This is a genomic window from Pseudomonas sp. NFPP24, from assembly GCF_900112095.1.
Classification (GTDB): domain Bacteria; phylum Pseudomonadota; class Gammaproteobacteria; order Pseudomonadales; family Pseudomonadaceae; genus Aquipseudomonas; species Aquipseudomonas extremorientalis.
Map to the genome: position 1 here is coordinate 204,711 of NZ_FOKD01000009.1, position 14,264 is coordinate 218,974.

The window sequence follows — 14,264 nt, forward strand, 5'->3', positions numbered from 1 at the left end:
CGTTCCCGACGCCCTGATCGACCCGGAACGCCGAATTCGGTTCCCGAAGTGTTGCCTGTTGTGTGCTTACTTCAACCCAGGGTCCTGGGCCTTCCACCAACTGCAAAACTCGTCGAGGGCGGTCCACAGGCTGACCTTGGGCTCGTAGTCCAGATAATGCCTGGCGCGGCTGATGTCGAGGGTGAAATCTTTGTTCATCACTTGCATGCCCAGGCGCGACAACGCCGGCTCGGGACGACCGGGCCACATCGCGCAAAACGCTTCGTTGAGTGCTGCCACGCTGTAGGACAAACCGTAGGACCGATACCGCGTCACCTGCGGCAACTCCATTTGGCGCATCACGTAGTTCACCACATCCCACACCGGCACTGGCGCACCGTTGCTGATGTTGTAGGCCCTGCCCAGCGCCGAGCCCGTGGCGAGCAAACTGCTGAGCAGCGCTTCGTTGAGGTTGTGCACGCTGGTGAAGTCGACCTTATTCAGACCATCGCCGACGATGGCCAGGCGATTCTTGCGCTGCATTTTCAGCAGGCGCGGGAAGATACTCATGTCACCGGCGCCCGTGACGAAGCGCGGACGCAGGGCCACGACTTCGAGGCCGAACTCCTGGGCACCGAACACCTTCTGTTCGGCCAGGTACTTGGTGGCGGCATAGGGGTGCCTGAAGCGCTTGGGCACTTGCTCTTCAGTCAGCCCCAGGTGATCGCGCCCATCGAAATAGATCGACGGCGACGACAGGTGCACCAAACGGCCCACGCGCTCCTTGAGGCAGGCCTCGACGACATTTTCGGTGACCAGCACATTGCCCTGATGAAAGTCCTGATACTTGCCCCACAGCCCGACGGCGCCGGCGCAATGCACCACGGCTTCGACATCGCGGCAGAGATCGCGCACCAGGTCGGCGTCATTCAAATCACCCTGGATAAACTCGGCGCCGCGCCTGACCAGGTGTTCCACACCTTCGGCACGTCGCCCGTTGACCCGCACGTCCAGGCCCTGCTCCAGGGCGAAACGCGCAAAGCGCCCGCCGATGAAGCCGCTTGCGCCGGTGACCAGAATCTTCATGTATTACCCCGTGTGCTTTCGTTTTTCATCGCTGTTGCCTTGACGCACGCCATCACTCCAACGGCACCAACCACTGCCCGCATGCCTGGGCCAGATGGTCGGTCAACAAGCCCAGCAGTTGCCCGCCACTGCGCCAATGATGCCAGTACAACGGCACATCGATGGGCTTATCTGGCAATAACTCGACCAACAGGCCCTTTTGCAGTTGGTCGCGCACCTGCAATTCCGGCACCAGCCCCCAACCCAGGCCCGCTTCGGTCAGGCGAATAAAGCCTTCGGACGATGGGCATAAATGGTGTTCGAAGCCGCCATCCACGCCGAGGGATGCCAGGTAGCGGTGTTGCAGGAAATCATCCGGGCCAAAAACCAATGCCGGGGTGCGTGCCAGTTGGTCGGCGCGCACGCCGTCGGGAAAGTGCCGGGCAATAAAGGCCGGGCTGGCCAACGCGCGATAACGCATGGCCCCCAGCAGCAGGCTGCGTGCCCCGGCCACCGGGCGCTCGCTGGCGCAGATACAGGCCGCCACTTCACCGGCGCGCATGCGCTTGAGGCCTACGGTCTGGTCCTCCACCACCAGATCCAACAGCAGATGCTGTTCGGCGCAAAAACCACTGACGGCCTCGGCCCACCAGGTGGCGAGGCTGTCGGCGTTCAACGCGATACGCAGGCGCTCGGGCATGCCTTCCTCATCCAGGGACGGCACCTGGCTTTGCAGGTCGCGCTCCAGCAGGCGCACCTGTTGCACATGGTTGAGCAGGCTACGGCCGATATCGGTGGGTGTCGGCGGCGTGGCCCGCACCAGTACCGGCTGGCCGATACGCGCCTCCAGCAACTTGATGCGCTGGGAGATCGCCGACTGCGACAACCCCAGCACCTGGGCGGCGCGCTCGAAGCCCGCCTGCTCCACCACCGCCGCCAGAGCGGAAAGCAATTTATAGTCGAACATCAGTTTCTCTAATGAGCGATCAGCAATATTGGTTTTTCTTATACAGCCTGCGCCATGAGAATAGCCAGCATCGCTTCTCTCTTTATAAGGAACCTCCCATGGCTGGCGAAACCGCCCTGGCTACCCTGCTGCGCAGCATGAGTCCTCATCTGAATGACGGCGACTACGTATTCTGCACCCTGCCCGATCAGCGAATCCCTGCCGATTGCGAGGTGATCGGCAGCTTCCGCGAACAAGAAGGCCTGACCCTGATCGTCGAACGCCAACAAGCGGAACAGGCTGGGCTGGCCTTCGACTACGTCGCCGCGTGGATCACCTTGAATGTGCACTCGGCCCTGGAGGCCGTGGGCCTGACCGCCGCCTTCGCCAGTGCCTTGGGCAAGGCCGGCATCAGTTGCAACGTGATTGCCGGCTATTACCACGACCACCTGTTCGTCGGCCGTGCCGATGCCCAGCGTGCCATGCACGTGTTGCAGCAACTGGCGGCAAACGCGGAGTAGACCCTATGTGGCAAAGCTACCTGAATGGTTTGCTGGTCGCCCTCGGCCTGATCATGGCCATCGGCACCCAGAATGCCTTTGTCTTGGCGCAAAGCCTGCGCCGTGAACATCATTTACCCGTGGCAGCGCTGTGTGTGGTGTGCGATGCGCTGCTGGTGGCCGCCGGGGTGTTCGGCCTGGCGACAGTGCTGGCGCAGAGCCCGATACTGCTGGCGATCGCACGCTGGGGCGGCGCGGCTTTCCTGATCTGGTACGGGGCCTGCGCACTCCGCCGGGCCTGTTCGAAACAGAGCCTGGACCAGGGCGGCAACCTGCAGGTGCGCTCGCTGCGCGCGGTGCTGCTGAGCGCGCTGGCCGTCACCCTGCTCAACCCTCACGTGTACCTGGACACCGTGTTGCTGATCGGCTCGCTCGGCGCCCAACAAACCGAACCCGGCGCCTACGTCGCCGGCGCGGCCAGTGCGTCGCTGCTGTGGTTCGCAACCCTGGCGCTCGGCGCGGCGTGGCTGGCCCCCTGGCTGGCACGCCCGGCCACCTGGCGCCTGCTGGACCTGTTGGTGGCCGTGATGATGTTCAGCGTGGCCTATCAATTGATCAGTGCCTGAGGAATATTCCAAAACGCTCTGGAACCTCTATCCCACACAGTTGTTGCGTGGTTTTGCCACAACCCCGGTGCTATGATCCTGACCCTGCGCCGCAAAGAGTACAAACTCCCCGGCGCTTGTTTGGCCGCCCGTGATCGGCCTTGCGCTCACCGCAACTGACCTGATTAGGAGATTTATCATGGCTTTCGAATTGCCGCCGCTGCCCTACGCACACGATGCCCTGCAGCCGCACATCTCCAAGGAAACCTTGGAATACCACCACGACAAGCACCACAACACCTATGTCGTGAACCTGAACAACCTGGTGCCAGGCACCGAGTTCGAAGGCAAGACCCTGGAAGAGATCGTCAAATCCTCTTCGGGCGGTATCTTCAACAACGCTGCCCAGGTCTGGAACCACACCTTCTACTGGAACTGCCTGGCGCCAAACGCTGGCGGCCAACCCACCGGCGCGCTGGCTGAAGCCATCAACGCTGCGTTCGGTTCGTTCGACAAGTTCAAGGAAGAGTTCACCAAGACCTCCGTCGGCACCTTCGGCTCCGGTTGGGGCTGGCTGGTGAAAAAGGCTGACGGTTCCCTGGCCCTGGCCAGCACCATCGGCGCCGGCAACCCGCTGACCAGCGGCGACACCCCGCTGCTGACCTGCGACGTCTGGGAACACGCCTACTACATCGACTACCGCAACGTGCGTCCAAAGTATGTGGAAGCGTTCTGGAACCTGGTCAACTGGAAGTTCGTGGCTGAGCAGTTCGAAGGCAAGACCTTCACTGCCTAAGCAACGCTTGCAGTAAAAAAAGCCCGGCGAATCAGGCTGTGTGAAAACCTAGCAATCTGCCGCCCGGTTTAAGAAAATGCCCGTATCGCAAGATACGGGCATTTTTCTTATGCGCTATATCCAAGGTGAAGACCGTACTCAAGGCGCTCTGTTTCCAGTCTCACTGGACGAAAGTGCGGTCGACGCGAAACACCGCCTGATCGTGCATCACGAAGTAACCCAGGAAGGTACTGATAACCGTCAGCTTGAGCCGATGGCGGCCAGTTCCAGGCGTGTGAAGATGCTGGTATCACCCCCTTTGTCCCGCCCAATCGAGCTGTAAATACCCAGGGTGGTGAAGCGCAAAATCTTGATCGCACACTTTTCAGTTACGACGAGGAAAGTGATAGCTACCACTGCCCCAACGGCACGGTACTCACGCTTAAAGCGCTCAACAAAGGCGACCGGAAATGGCACTTGCGATACAGGCGTACGACCTGAAACGAGCCATAAACGTGCTGGGTGTGCAAAAGATGATGGGGTTGATGGGCTGAAAAGCCCTTTTTCATTATCCGAAACCTAAAAAGCAAATGCCCCGATAAGTCGGGGCATTTGCTTTTGACCGGCGCAGGCTGCGTTTTCAGACAGCCTGGAATGCCGGTTTTTTTGCGCAACATATAGTCATTCAGGCTCAGGAACTCAGCCATTGTCATTTGCCACGTATTCAGTGAGACGAATTGAGGTCTCTTACCTGTCGGAGAAATAACAATGACTATTGGTGCACTGGCACAACTTCCCGTAGTGGGTGATCTGGTGAAAACAGGACTTCCTGTGGTTGGCGACATAGTCAAAGCGGTCGCGCCGCTGCTGCAACCCTTTGCCGATGCCCTGGCTAAACAGATTGCCGGCAAAGAGGAAGAGCCCCCAAGCAAAACCATTGAGCTCCCCATGGAGAAAGGCGCAGGAAAAATAGCCATCAGCTTCAAGCAATAAGCACTGACTGAGTTAAAGAAGAAACCAAGGGGTGGCGGGAGCGCCTCTCTCCGCCCCCCCTGATGACATAGGATCGAAACGTACAGATACGCCCAGTCAGAACCGGATTTGCGGTTGTTTGCTGACACCGCTTCCTGCCAAATCGATTGCACCGCCCACCATGTCCCTCGCGGCATCCGTAGCCACTTTTGCTGCCTGACCTGCAACGGATAGAACCACGGGGGCCACGGCGGCGGCGACGGGTGCCAGTGCTGCGGCGGCTATTGCTACGCTCATAAGTAAATACTCCGATATTCAATGAAAGGCACATTCCTCTCCCGCCCTGAGTGGGCATTTCCAAGGAGAGGGTTCCATGTCTCATGACCTTTTTGCGGCTGACCCAATGTCCCTTTGACTGCCAACCCCAGATTGCCAATACTCATGGCATATTGAAGGCCACCCGCATGAGACAAGGAATGCCCCTTTGAAGCTGGAACTCAAAAACAGCTTGTCGGTGAAGTTGCTACGGGTTGTGCTGCTGTCGGCATTGATCGTGGGCGTCGTGCTGAGCGTGGCGCAGATCGTGTTCGATGCCTACAAGACACGCCAGGCCGTAGCCGGTGATGCCCAGCGCATCCTCGACATGTTTCGCGACCCCTCGACCCAGGCCGTCTACAGCCTGGACCGCGAGATGGGCATGCAAGTGATTGAGGGCCTGTTCCAGGATGACGCGGTGCGCATGGCGTCCATCGGCCACCCCAACGAAACCATGCTGGCGGAAAAAAGCCGTGCCTTGCAGCAAGCGCCCAGCCGCTGGTTGACTGACCTGATTCTCGGCCGGGAACGCACCTTCACCACGGCGCTGGTGGGCAAAGGCCCCTACAGCGAGTATTACGGCGACCTGAGCATCACCCTCGACACCGCGACTTATGGCCAGGGCTTTATCGTCAACTCGGTGATCATCTTCATTTCCGGGGTGTTGCGTGCCCTGGCCATGGGCCTGGTGCTGGACCTGGTCTATCACTGGCTGCTGACCAAGCCGCTGTCACGGATTATCGAGCACCTGACGTCGATCAACCCGGACCGGCCCAGCGAACACAAGATCCCGCAGCTCAAGGGCCACGAGCGCAACGAGTTGGGGCTGTGGATCAACACCGCCAACCAATTGCTCGAATCCATCGAACGTAACACCCATTTGCGTCATGAGGCCGAAAGCAGCCTGTTGCGCATGGCCCAGTACGACTTCCTGACCGGCCTGCCGAACCGCCAGAAACTGCAGGAGCAACTGGACAAGATCCTCATCGACGCCGGCCGTCGACAACGGCGCGTAGCGGTATTGTGCGTGGGGCTGGATGACTTCAAGAGCGTCAACGAACAGTTCACCTACCAGGCCGGTGACAAATTGTTGCTGGCCTTGGCCGACCGATTGCGTGCCCACAGCGGCCGCCTCGGCGCACTCGCCCGATTGGGCGGCGACCAGTTCGCCCTGGTACAGGCCGATATCGACCAGCCTTACGAGGCCGCCGAACTGGCACAAAGCATTCTGGACGACCTGGAGGCGGAGTTCGCTCTCGACCACGAAGGCATCCGCCTGCGCGCCACCATCGGCATCACCCTGTTCCCGGAAGACGGCGACAGCACCGAAAAGCTGCTGCAAAAAGCCGAACAGACCATGACCCTGGCCAAGACCCGTTCGCGCAACCGCTATCAGTTCTACATCGCCAGCGTCGACAGCGAAATGCGCCGCCGCCGCGAGCTGGAAAAAGACCTGCGCGAAGCCCTCAGCCGCGACCAGTTCCACCTGGTGTACCAACCGCAGATCAGCTACCGCGATCACCGCGTGGTCGGTGTGGAGGCGCTGATCCGCTGGCAGCATCCAGAGCATGGCCTGGTACCGCCGGACCTGTTTATCCCGCTCGCTGAGCAGAACGGCACCATTATTCCGATTGGCGAATGGGTGCTGGACCAGGCCTGCCGGCAATTGCGCGAATGGCACGACCTGGGCTTCACCGACCTGCGCATGGCGGTCAACTTGTCCACCGTGCAACTGCACCACACCGAACTGCCACGGGTGGTCAATAACCTGATGCAGATCTACCGCCTGCCGCCGCGCAGCCTGGAACTGGAAGTCACCGAAACCGGCCTGATGGAAGACATCAGCACCGCAGCCCAGCATCTGCTGAGCCTGCGTCGCTCCGGGGCGTTGATTGCCATCGATGACTTTGGCACCGGTTACTCATCCCTCAGCTACTTGAAAAGCCTGCCCCTGGACAAGATCAAGATCGACAAGAGCTTCGTCCAGGACCTGCTGGACGATGACGACGATGCCACCATCGTGCGCGCGATCATCCAACTGGGCAAAAGCCTGGGCATGCAGGTGATCGCCGAAGGCGTGGAAACCGCTGAGCAGGAGGCCTATATCATCTCCGAGGGCTGCCATGAGGGTCAGGGTTACCACTACAGCAAACCCTTGCAGGCCAGGGAGTTGGCGGCATTTCTGAAGCAGTCGGAGCGTAACAACGCCGTCATTCTTTGACCGGCCAAAACGATACTGAATATTTCCCGCGCATAACCCTTTACACAAAATGCAAATCTTTCGCATTATGTCGCAGTTTTTGCGCTCCCCCCGCGCGCCCCATCAACAACCGAAGCAGGATGTTCGCCATGATTCGTATGCCCCTGGCCACCGCCAGTCTGCTGGCCATTGCCATTTCTCTCGCCGGCTGTGGCGAAGGTAAAGACAAGGCCGCAGCGCCACAGGCGCCGACCCCGGCTGCCAGCACTACCGCTCCAGCGGCTGCCACCCCTGCCGGTCAGGTCGACGAAGCGGCCGCCAAGGCCGTGGTCGCGCATTACGCAGACATGGTATTTGCGGTCTACAGCGATGCCGAGTCCACCGCGAAAACCCTGCAGACCGCGATCGACGCGTTCCTCGCCAAGCCGAACGACGAAACCCTGAAAGCCGCACGTACCGCCTGGATCGCGGCCCGCGTCCCGTACCTGCAGAGCGAAGTGTTCCGCTTCGGCAACACCATCATCGACGACTGGGAAGGCCAGGTGAACGCATGGCCGCTGGACGAAGGCCTGATCGACTACGTCGACAAGTCCTACGAGCACGCCCTGGGTAACCCGGGCGCCACCGCCAATATCATTGCCAACACCCAGATCCAGGTCGGCGAAGACAAGGTCGACGTGAAGGACATCACGCCGGAAAAACTCGCCAGCCTCAATGAGCTGGGCGGTTCCGAAGCCAACGTCGCCACCGGCTACCACGCCATCGAATTCCTGCTGTGGGGCCAGGACCTGAACGGCACCGGCCCAGGCGCCGGCAACCGTCCGGCGTCGGACTACCTGACGGGCGACGGTGCCACCGGTGGCCACAACGAGCGCCGCCGCACTTACCTGCGTGCCGTGACCCAACTGCTGGTCAGCGATCTGGAAGAAATGGTCGGCAACTGGAAACCCAACGTCGAAGACAACTACCGCGCCACCCTGGAGGCAGAACCTGCCACCGACGGCCTGCGCAAAATGTTGTTCGGCATGGGCAGCCTGTCCCTGGGCGAACTGGCCGGTGAGCGCATGAAGGTGTCCCTGGAAGCCAACTCGCCGGAAGACGAACAGGACTGCTTCAGCGACAACACCCACAACTCGCACTTCTACGACGCCAAGGGCATCCGCAACGTCTACCTGGGCGAGTACACCCGCGTCGACGGCACCAAAATGACCGGCGCCAGCCTGTCGTCCCTGGTGGCCAAGGCCGACCCGGCTGCCGACACCGCCTTGAAAGCGGACCTGGCGGCGACCGAAGCGAAGATCCAGGTCATGGTGGACCACGCCAACAAGGGTGAGCACTACGACCAGTTGATCGCGGCCGGCAATGACGCGGGCAACCAGATCGTGCGCGACGCCATCGCCGCATTGGTCAAGCAGACTGGCTCGATCGAAGCGGCAGCGGGCAAGCTGGGTATCAGCGACCTGAACCCGGATAACGCTGATCACGAGTTCTGATCCAGGTGGGAGGGGGCTTGCTCCCGATAGCGGTGTGTCAGTGAAGCAGGTGTTTACTGACACATCGCCATCGGAGGCAAGCCCCCTCCCACATTTGACTGCATTGCCTCAAACCCCGGTTTACATGCCCCGCACCCCAGGTAGAATGGCGCCTCTGCCCTACCTCGAGCGAATTTCATGGCGTTGCCGACCCTGCGTATCATCGGTTTCATCATCGGCATCTTCCTGATCACCCTCGCGATCGCCATGGTCGTGCCCATGGCCACACTGGTGATTTTCGAACGCACCAGCGACCTGCCTTCGTTCCTGTGGGCCAGCATGATCACCTTTCTCGCCGGCCTGGCCCTGGTGATTCCCGGTCGCCCCGAGCATGTGCACCTGCGCCCGCGGGACATGTACCTGCTGACCGTCAGCAGTTGGGTGGTGGTGTGTGTCTTCGCCGCGCTGCCCTTTCTGTTGACCCAGCACATCAGCTACACCGACTCGTTCTTCGAAAGCATGTCCGGCATCACCGCCACCGGCTCCACGGTGTTGAGCGGCCTGGACACCCTGTCGCCGGGCATCCTGATGTGGCGCTCGCTGCTGCACTGGCTCGGTGGTATCGGTTTTATCGGCATGGCGGTAGCGATCCTGCCGCTGCTGCGCATCGGTGGCATGCGCCTGTTCCAGACCGAGTCCTCGGACCGCTCGGAAAAAGTCATGCCCCGCTCGCACATGGTGGCGCGGCTGATCGTGGCGGCCTACGTGGGCATCACCATCCTTGGCAGCCTGGCGTTCTGGTGGGCGGGCATGGGCCTGTTCGATGCAATCAACCACGCAATGTCGGCGATTTCCACCGGCGGTTTCTCCACCTCGGATGAGTCCCTGGCCCATTGGAAACAACCGGCGGTGCACTGGGTGGCGGTGGTGGTGATGATTCTCGGCAGCCTGCCGTTCACCCTGTATGTGGCCACGTTGCGCGGCAACCGCAAGGCACTGATCAAGGATCAGCAGGTACAAGGCTTGCTCGGTTTGCTGATCGTGACCTGGTTGGTGCTCGGTACCTGGTACTGGTGGACCACCAACCTGCATTGGCTCGATGCCCTGCGCCATGTGGCGTTGAACGTGACCTCGGTGGTCACCACCACCGGTTTCGCGTTGGGGGACTACAGCCTGTGGGGCAACTTCTCACTGATGCTGTTCTTCTACCTGGGGTTTATCGGTGGTTGCTCGGGCTCGACAGCCGGCGGGATCAAGATCTTCCGTTTCCAGGTCGCCTACATCCTGCTCAAGGCCAACTTGAACCAGCTGATTCACCCGCGCGCGGTGATCAAGCAAAAGTACAACGGCCATCGTCTGGACGAAGAGATCGTGCGTTCGATCCTGACGTTTTCGTTTTTCTTCGCCATCACCATCTGCGCCATCGCCCTCGCTTTGTCGCTGCTGGGCCTGGACTGGATGACCGCCTTGACCGGCGCCGCCAGCACGGTGTCCGGTGTCGGCCCGGGCCTGGGGGAAACCATCGGCCCGGCGGGCAACTTCGCCAGCCTGCCGGATGCGGCCAAATGGATCCTGTCATTGGGCATGCTGCTCGGTCGACTGGAGATCATTACGGTCTTTGTTCTGTGTATTCCGGCTTTTTGGCGTCACTGACAACCGAGGTTTCCAACAACCGCGTCCGGTATTCACCGGGCGTGGCATCGAACCAGCGACGAAACGCACGGAAGAAGTTGCTCGGGTCGGCAAAACCCAACAGGTAGGCGATTTCCAGTAAGGTCATGCTCGGCTGTGCCAGGTATTGCTCGGCGAGTTCGCGTCGGGTGTCGTCGAGCAGGGTCTGGAAGCTGGTGCCCTCCTCTTGTAGCCGCCGCTGCAAGGTGCGCTGGGACAGGTGCAACGTCTGCGCCACCACTTCACGCTTGGGCTCGCCCTGGGGCAACAGCCGGCACAGCACTTGCCGCGCCTTGTGGGTCACGCGGCTTTCCGAGAAACGCGCCAGGTATTCACCGGCAAATCGATCATGCAACAGCGCCATGGCCTCGTTGGCCGTGGGCAGCGGCGCTTCCATGTCGGCCCGCTCGAAAATCAACGCGTCGTAGGGCGCGTTGAACTCCAGGGGTGCGTGGAAGGCTTGTTTGTACGGGCCAAGGTCCGCCGGCTGATCACCTTGCAGCACCACCTTGCGCGGCTGCAGGGTGCGGCCGGTGAGCCAGCCACACAGCGCCAGGGCACTGGCCAGCGAGGCTTCGGCGCTTTGCCGGGTCGGCGGCAGGTGATCCCCGTGCACCGTCAGAATCAGCGCATACCCTTCGGGGATCAGTCGGAAACTCAGGTCGGCACTTTCAGCGATGATGCGCTGGTAGCGCACCAGGCGCATAAAACCCTCGGCGAGGGTGTTGCTGGACATCAGCGCATAGCCGGCCACATGAAACGACGCCGGGCGCACCACCTTGCCCATGTTCAGACCGATCGCCGGATTGCCCGACAGCTCCACCGCGCGCTGCCACAGGCGGGTCATGCAATCCTGTGGAAACCGCGCATCGGGGTCATTCAGGGCGGCGTAGTCCAGGCCCAACTGCCTGAACAAGGCGCGGCAATCCAGGCCGTCCATTTCCAGTGCCTTGACTATCCCCATCGCCCAGCTTGCAGAAGTTGTTCGTTCGCTCATGGCGTCTTCTTAATAAAGCAGGCTCAAACGACAGCCAGGAAGCCAAGGATACTAAAGTGGCATCTATTGTCACTGGCTGTTACTACTGATCACTCTAGACTCAAATAAGCTCCCCGCCGAACATCTGTTGGGCGGCATAACAATCAAAGGGCCAGCCACTGTGGAAAACGTCAAGCGATTCAATAGCTTTGCTGAGTTCTACCCCTATTACCTGGCCGAGCACGCCAACAGTACCTGCCGGCGCCTGCATTTCATCGGTACCACGCTGGTAATCGGCATTCTGGCGTATGCCATCGGCCGCGGTTCGTTGGGTTTGCTGGTGGCGTTGCCGATTGCCGGCTACAGCTTTGCCTGGGTCGGCCACTTCTTCTTCGAAAAGAACCGCCCGGCGACCTTTCAGCACCCGTTTTACAGCTTGTTGGGGGACTTTGTGATGTACCGCGACATGATTCTGGGCAAGGTGCCGTTCTAGGCGAACGACCGTTTAAACGATGAAAGTTCCTGCATCCGGCGACATAAAAATCTTTTTGTCATTTGCGGTGCTGTATCCTGCCAAGGCTTTTTGAGAGCGCGGAATCACCTGCGATTGAAAAAACAGACCTTGCGAGGAGCGACCACGATGCACGAGATACCTAATCTCCCCTTCCCAAGCCTGCACCCTACAGAGCAGCCAACACCGCAGCAGGCCAGCGATAAACAGCCTGAGGCCAAAAAAGAAGCCAAACCAGTCGACAGCAAAAGCCAGGACTGACGCCGTACCAGACCGTGTGGAAAGCGCAATGTTGAGCGCTTTCCACACTGCCTGAATGAATCGAGGCCCCGCCATGACCGATACCCTCCCCGACAACCCGGACACCGCTGTACTCGACGCTGCCCTGCAGATGGTCGACGTGTGGAACCGCCTCAGCGTGGAGAAACAGGCCGTACTGCTCAAGCGTTTCGGCACCCAGGAAAACGCGCTGGCCGCCCTGGTCACCACCCAACTGCTGGCCCCTGCGCGCGCCTGAGGTCTTTTTGATCCGAGGTTTTTGTGTTTTAGCGCCCTGCGCGAAGCAAACCACCGGTATCATTAGCAACCTATCTTTACCTGCTGCGACAGTGGACCCCTCCCATGCTCGATACCCAGCGCCCCATGGCGGTCACGCTGCAAGTTGTTTCCATCGTCCTGTTCACCTTCATCGGCTACCTGAATATCGGCATCCCCCTGGCCGTGTTGCCGGGCTATGTCCACAGTGAGCTGGGCTACGGCGCGGTGATTGCCGGCCTGGTGATCAGCGTGCAATACCTGGCTACCCTGCTGAGCCGCCCGTACGCGGGCAAGATCATCGACAACCTGGGCAGCAAGCGCGCCGTGCTGATAGGCCTGGCCGGCTGCGGCCTGAGCGGCGTGTTCATGCTGCTCGCTGCGTGGTTCTCCAGCCTGCCGGCCTTGAGCCTGAGCAGCCTGTTGATCGGCCGCCTGGTGCTGGGCAGCGCGGAAAGCCTGGTGGGCTCGGGCGCCATCGGCTGGGGCATCGGCCGGGTCGGCGCGCAGAACACCGCCAAGGTCATTTCCTGGAACGGCATCGCCAGCTACGGCGCACTGGCGGTCGGTGCACCGTTGGGCGTCGTGCTGGTGAAGAGTTTCGGGCTGTGGAGCATGGGGGTCAGCATCATCCTGCTGGCCATCGTCGGCCTGCTGTTGGCCTGGAACAAGGTCGCCGCACCGATCGTGGCCGGCGTGCGCCTGCCCTTCATGAATGTGCTGGGCCGGGTATTGCCCCACGGCTGCGCGCTGGCGCTGGGCTCGATTGGATTTGGCACCATCGCGACCTTCATCACCCTGTACTACACCACCCAGCACTGGGATAACGCGGTGTGGGCCTTGAGCCTGTTCGGCGCCAGCTTTATCGGTGCACGTCTGCTGTTCGGCAACCTGATCAACCGGATCGGCGGGTTTCGCGTGGCGATTGCCTGCCTGTCGGTGGAGATCCTCGGCCTGCTGTTGCTGTGGCTCGCCCCGGATGCCAGCCTGGCCCTGGCCGGCGCGGCGTTGAGCGGGTTTGGCTTCTCCCTGGTGTTTCCCGCCTTGGGCGTCGAAGCCGTCAACTTGGTACCGGCGTCCAGCCGGGGCTCGGCGGTGGGGGCTTACTCGCTGTTTATCGACCTGTCGCTGGGCATCACCGGCCCGCTCGCCGGGGCCGTGGCGGCAGGCTTCGGCTTTGCGTCGATCTTCCTGTTCGCCGCCCTCGCCGCCGTGGGTGGCTTGCTGCTCAGTGTTTACCTGTACCGACAAGCGCCAAAAGCCCGTGAGGCACGTGGCGACTAAAAGTCGACCTTGCCACGCCCGGCCTTGATGCTGCCGCGCTTGGTCTTGGATTCGAGGCGACGCTTTTTCGAGCCCAGGGTCGGTTTGGTCGGGCGGCGCTTCTTCTCCACCTTGGTCGCACTGAGGATCAACTCCACCAGGCGCTCCAGCGCATCCGCGCGGTTCTGCTCCTGGGTCCGGTATTGCTGGGCCTTGAGCACCAGCACGCCCTCACTGGTAATCCGACTGTCGCGCAGCGCCAGCAAACGCTCCTTGTAGAACGCCGGCAGCGACGACGCCGGGATATCAAAGCGCAGGTGCACCGCACTCGACACCTTGTTGACGTTCTGCCCACCGGCGCCCTGTGCGCGAATGGCGGTCAGCTCGATCTCGGTGTCGGGCAGGTGGACGTTGTTGGAAATTACCAGCATGAGCGGCAGCTACCTCGAATGGAGAAGCTCAAGGATACGCGAATGCGCA

The 14,264-nt window shown here is 61.0% G+C and carries 15 protein-coding genes and 1 pseudogene; 11 read left to right on the forward strand and 5 right to left on the reverse strand.

Annotated elements, in window-relative coordinates; translation table 11 throughout:
* Window positions 1–66: 66 nt before the first annotated feature.
* The gene (locus BM026_RS20560) at window positions 67–1,065 is read right to left on the reverse strand and encodes an NAD-dependent epimerase/dehydratase family protein (RefSeq protein WP_093529890.1); all 999 of its coding nucleotides are present in this window, start codon (window positions 1,063–1,065) and stop codon (window positions 67–69) included.
* Window positions 1,066–1,117: 52 nt separating this feature from the next.
* Window positions 1,118–2,011 carry a LysR family transcriptional regulator ArgP gene (locus BM026_RS20565; protein ID WP_093529892.1) on the reverse strand — a complete coding sequence of 298 codons (894 nt, stop codon included), beginning with the start codon at window positions 2,009–2,011 and terminating at the stop codon, window positions 1,118–1,120.
* A 98-nt stretch (window positions 2,012–2,109) separates the two neighbouring features.
* Here BM026_RS20565 and BM026_RS20570 point away from each other — a divergent pair, with 98 nt between their 5' ends.
* From BM026_RS20570 to BM026_RS20610, 8 genes and pseudogenes are all read left to right on the forward strand, one after another.
* Window positions 2,110–2,511, forward strand: coding sequence for an ACT domain-containing protein (locus BM026_RS20570; protein WP_093513925.1), 402 nt, complete (start codon window positions 2,110–2,112; stop codon window positions 2,509–2,511).
* A gap of 5 nt (window positions 2,512–2,516) precedes the next feature.
* Complete coding sequence (locus tag BM026_RS20575) at window positions 2,517–3,116, forward strand: LysE/ArgO family amino acid transporter (RefSeq protein WP_092246970.1); 600 nt, start codon at window positions 2,517–2,519, stop codon at window positions 3,114–3,116.
* A 178-nt stretch (window positions 3,117–3,294) separates the two neighbouring features.
* Window positions 3,295–3,891 carry a superoxide dismutase gene (locus tag BM026_RS20580; RefSeq protein ID WP_003212997.1) on the forward strand — a complete coding sequence of 199 codons (597 nt, stop codon included), beginning with the start codon at window positions 3,295–3,297 and terminating at the stop codon, window positions 3,889–3,891.
* Between the two features lie 169 nt (window positions 3,892–4,060).
* A pseudogene (locus BM026_RS20585) lies at window positions 4,061–4,338 on the forward strand (IS5/IS1182 family transposase); the annotation flags it as partial.
* Between the two features lie 300 nt (window positions 4,339–4,638).
* Window positions 4,639–4,863: a hypothetical protein gene (locus tag BM026_RS20590; protein ID WP_092246967.1), complete on the forward strand. Its 225-nt coding sequence runs from the start codon at window positions 4,639–4,641 to the stop codon at window positions 4,861–4,863.
* Window positions 4,864–5,326: 463 nt separating this feature from the next.
* Window positions 5,327–7,378 (forward strand): putative bifunctional diguanylate cyclase/phosphodiesterase, encoded by a 2,052-nt coding sequence (locus tag BM026_RS20600; protein ID WP_093529894.1) that lies wholly within the window; start codon window positions 5,327–5,329, stop codon window positions 7,376–7,378.
* A gap of 128 nt (window positions 7,379–7,506) precedes the next feature.
* The gene (locus tag BM026_RS20605) at window positions 7,507–8,850 is read left to right on the forward strand and encodes an imelysin family protein (RefSeq protein ID WP_071489432.1); all 1,344 of its coding nucleotides are present in this window, start codon (window positions 7,507–7,509) and stop codon (window positions 8,848–8,850) included.
* A 177-nt stretch (window positions 8,851–9,027) separates the two neighbouring features.
* Window positions 9,028–10,482 carry a TrkH family potassium uptake protein gene (locus BM026_RS20610; RefSeq protein ID WP_071489431.1) on the forward strand — a complete coding sequence of 485 codons (1,455 nt, stop codon included), beginning with the start codon at window positions 9,028–9,030 and terminating at the stop codon, window positions 10,480–10,482.
* Here BM026_RS20610 and BM026_RS20615 read toward each other — a convergent pair.
* Window positions 10,439–11,497: an AraC family transcriptional regulator gene (locus BM026_RS20615; protein WP_071489430.1), complete on the reverse strand. Its 1,059-nt coding sequence runs from the start codon at window positions 11,495–11,497 to the stop codon at window positions 10,439–10,441. The two genes, BM026_RS20610 and BM026_RS20615, sit on opposite strands and share 44 nt — an antisense overlap.
* Before the next feature lie 160 nt (window positions 11,498–11,657).
* Here BM026_RS20615 and BM026_RS20620 point away from each other — a divergent pair, with 160 nt between their 5' ends.
* Window positions 11,658–11,969: an Mpo1-like protein gene (locus BM026_RS20620; RefSeq protein WP_092246957.1), complete on the forward strand. Its 312-nt coding sequence runs from the start codon at window positions 11,658–11,660 to the stop codon at window positions 11,967–11,969.
* Window positions 11,970–11,981: 12 nt separating this feature from the next.
* Here the strand turns inward: BM026_RS20620 and BM026_RS29215 are convergent, their stop codons facing one another.
* Entirely contained in the window at window positions 11,982–12,323 is a 342-nt protein-coding gene (locus BM026_RS29215) for a hypothetical protein (RefSeq protein ID WP_156682176.1), read from the reverse strand.
* Here BM026_RS29215 and BM026_RS20625 point away from each other — a divergent pair.
* Both BM026_RS20625 and BM026_RS20630 read left to right on the forward strand, forming a co-directional pair.
* Window positions 12,322–12,504 (forward strand): hypothetical protein, encoded by a 183-nt coding sequence (locus BM026_RS20625; RefSeq protein WP_093529896.1) that lies wholly within the window; start codon window positions 12,322–12,324, stop codon window positions 12,502–12,504. The genes BM026_RS29215 and BM026_RS20625 overlap by 2 nt on opposite strands.
* 104 nt (window positions 12,505–12,608) lie before the next feature.
* Window positions 12,609–13,805 carry an MFS transporter gene (locus tag BM026_RS20630; protein ID WP_092246951.1) on the forward strand — a complete coding sequence of 399 codons (1,197 nt, stop codon included), beginning with the start codon at window positions 12,609–12,611 and terminating at the stop codon, window positions 13,803–13,805.
* Here the strand turns inward: BM026_RS20630 and arfB are convergent.
* Window positions 13,802–14,215 (reverse strand): alternative ribosome rescue aminoacyl-tRNA hydrolase ArfB, encoded by a 414-nt coding sequence (gene arfB, locus BM026_RS20635; RefSeq protein ID WP_093125308.1) that lies wholly within the window; start codon window positions 14,213–14,215, stop codon window positions 13,802–13,804. The two genes, BM026_RS20630 and arfB, sit on opposite strands and share 4 nt — an antisense overlap.
* Window positions 14,216–14,264: the final 49 nt, after the last annotated feature.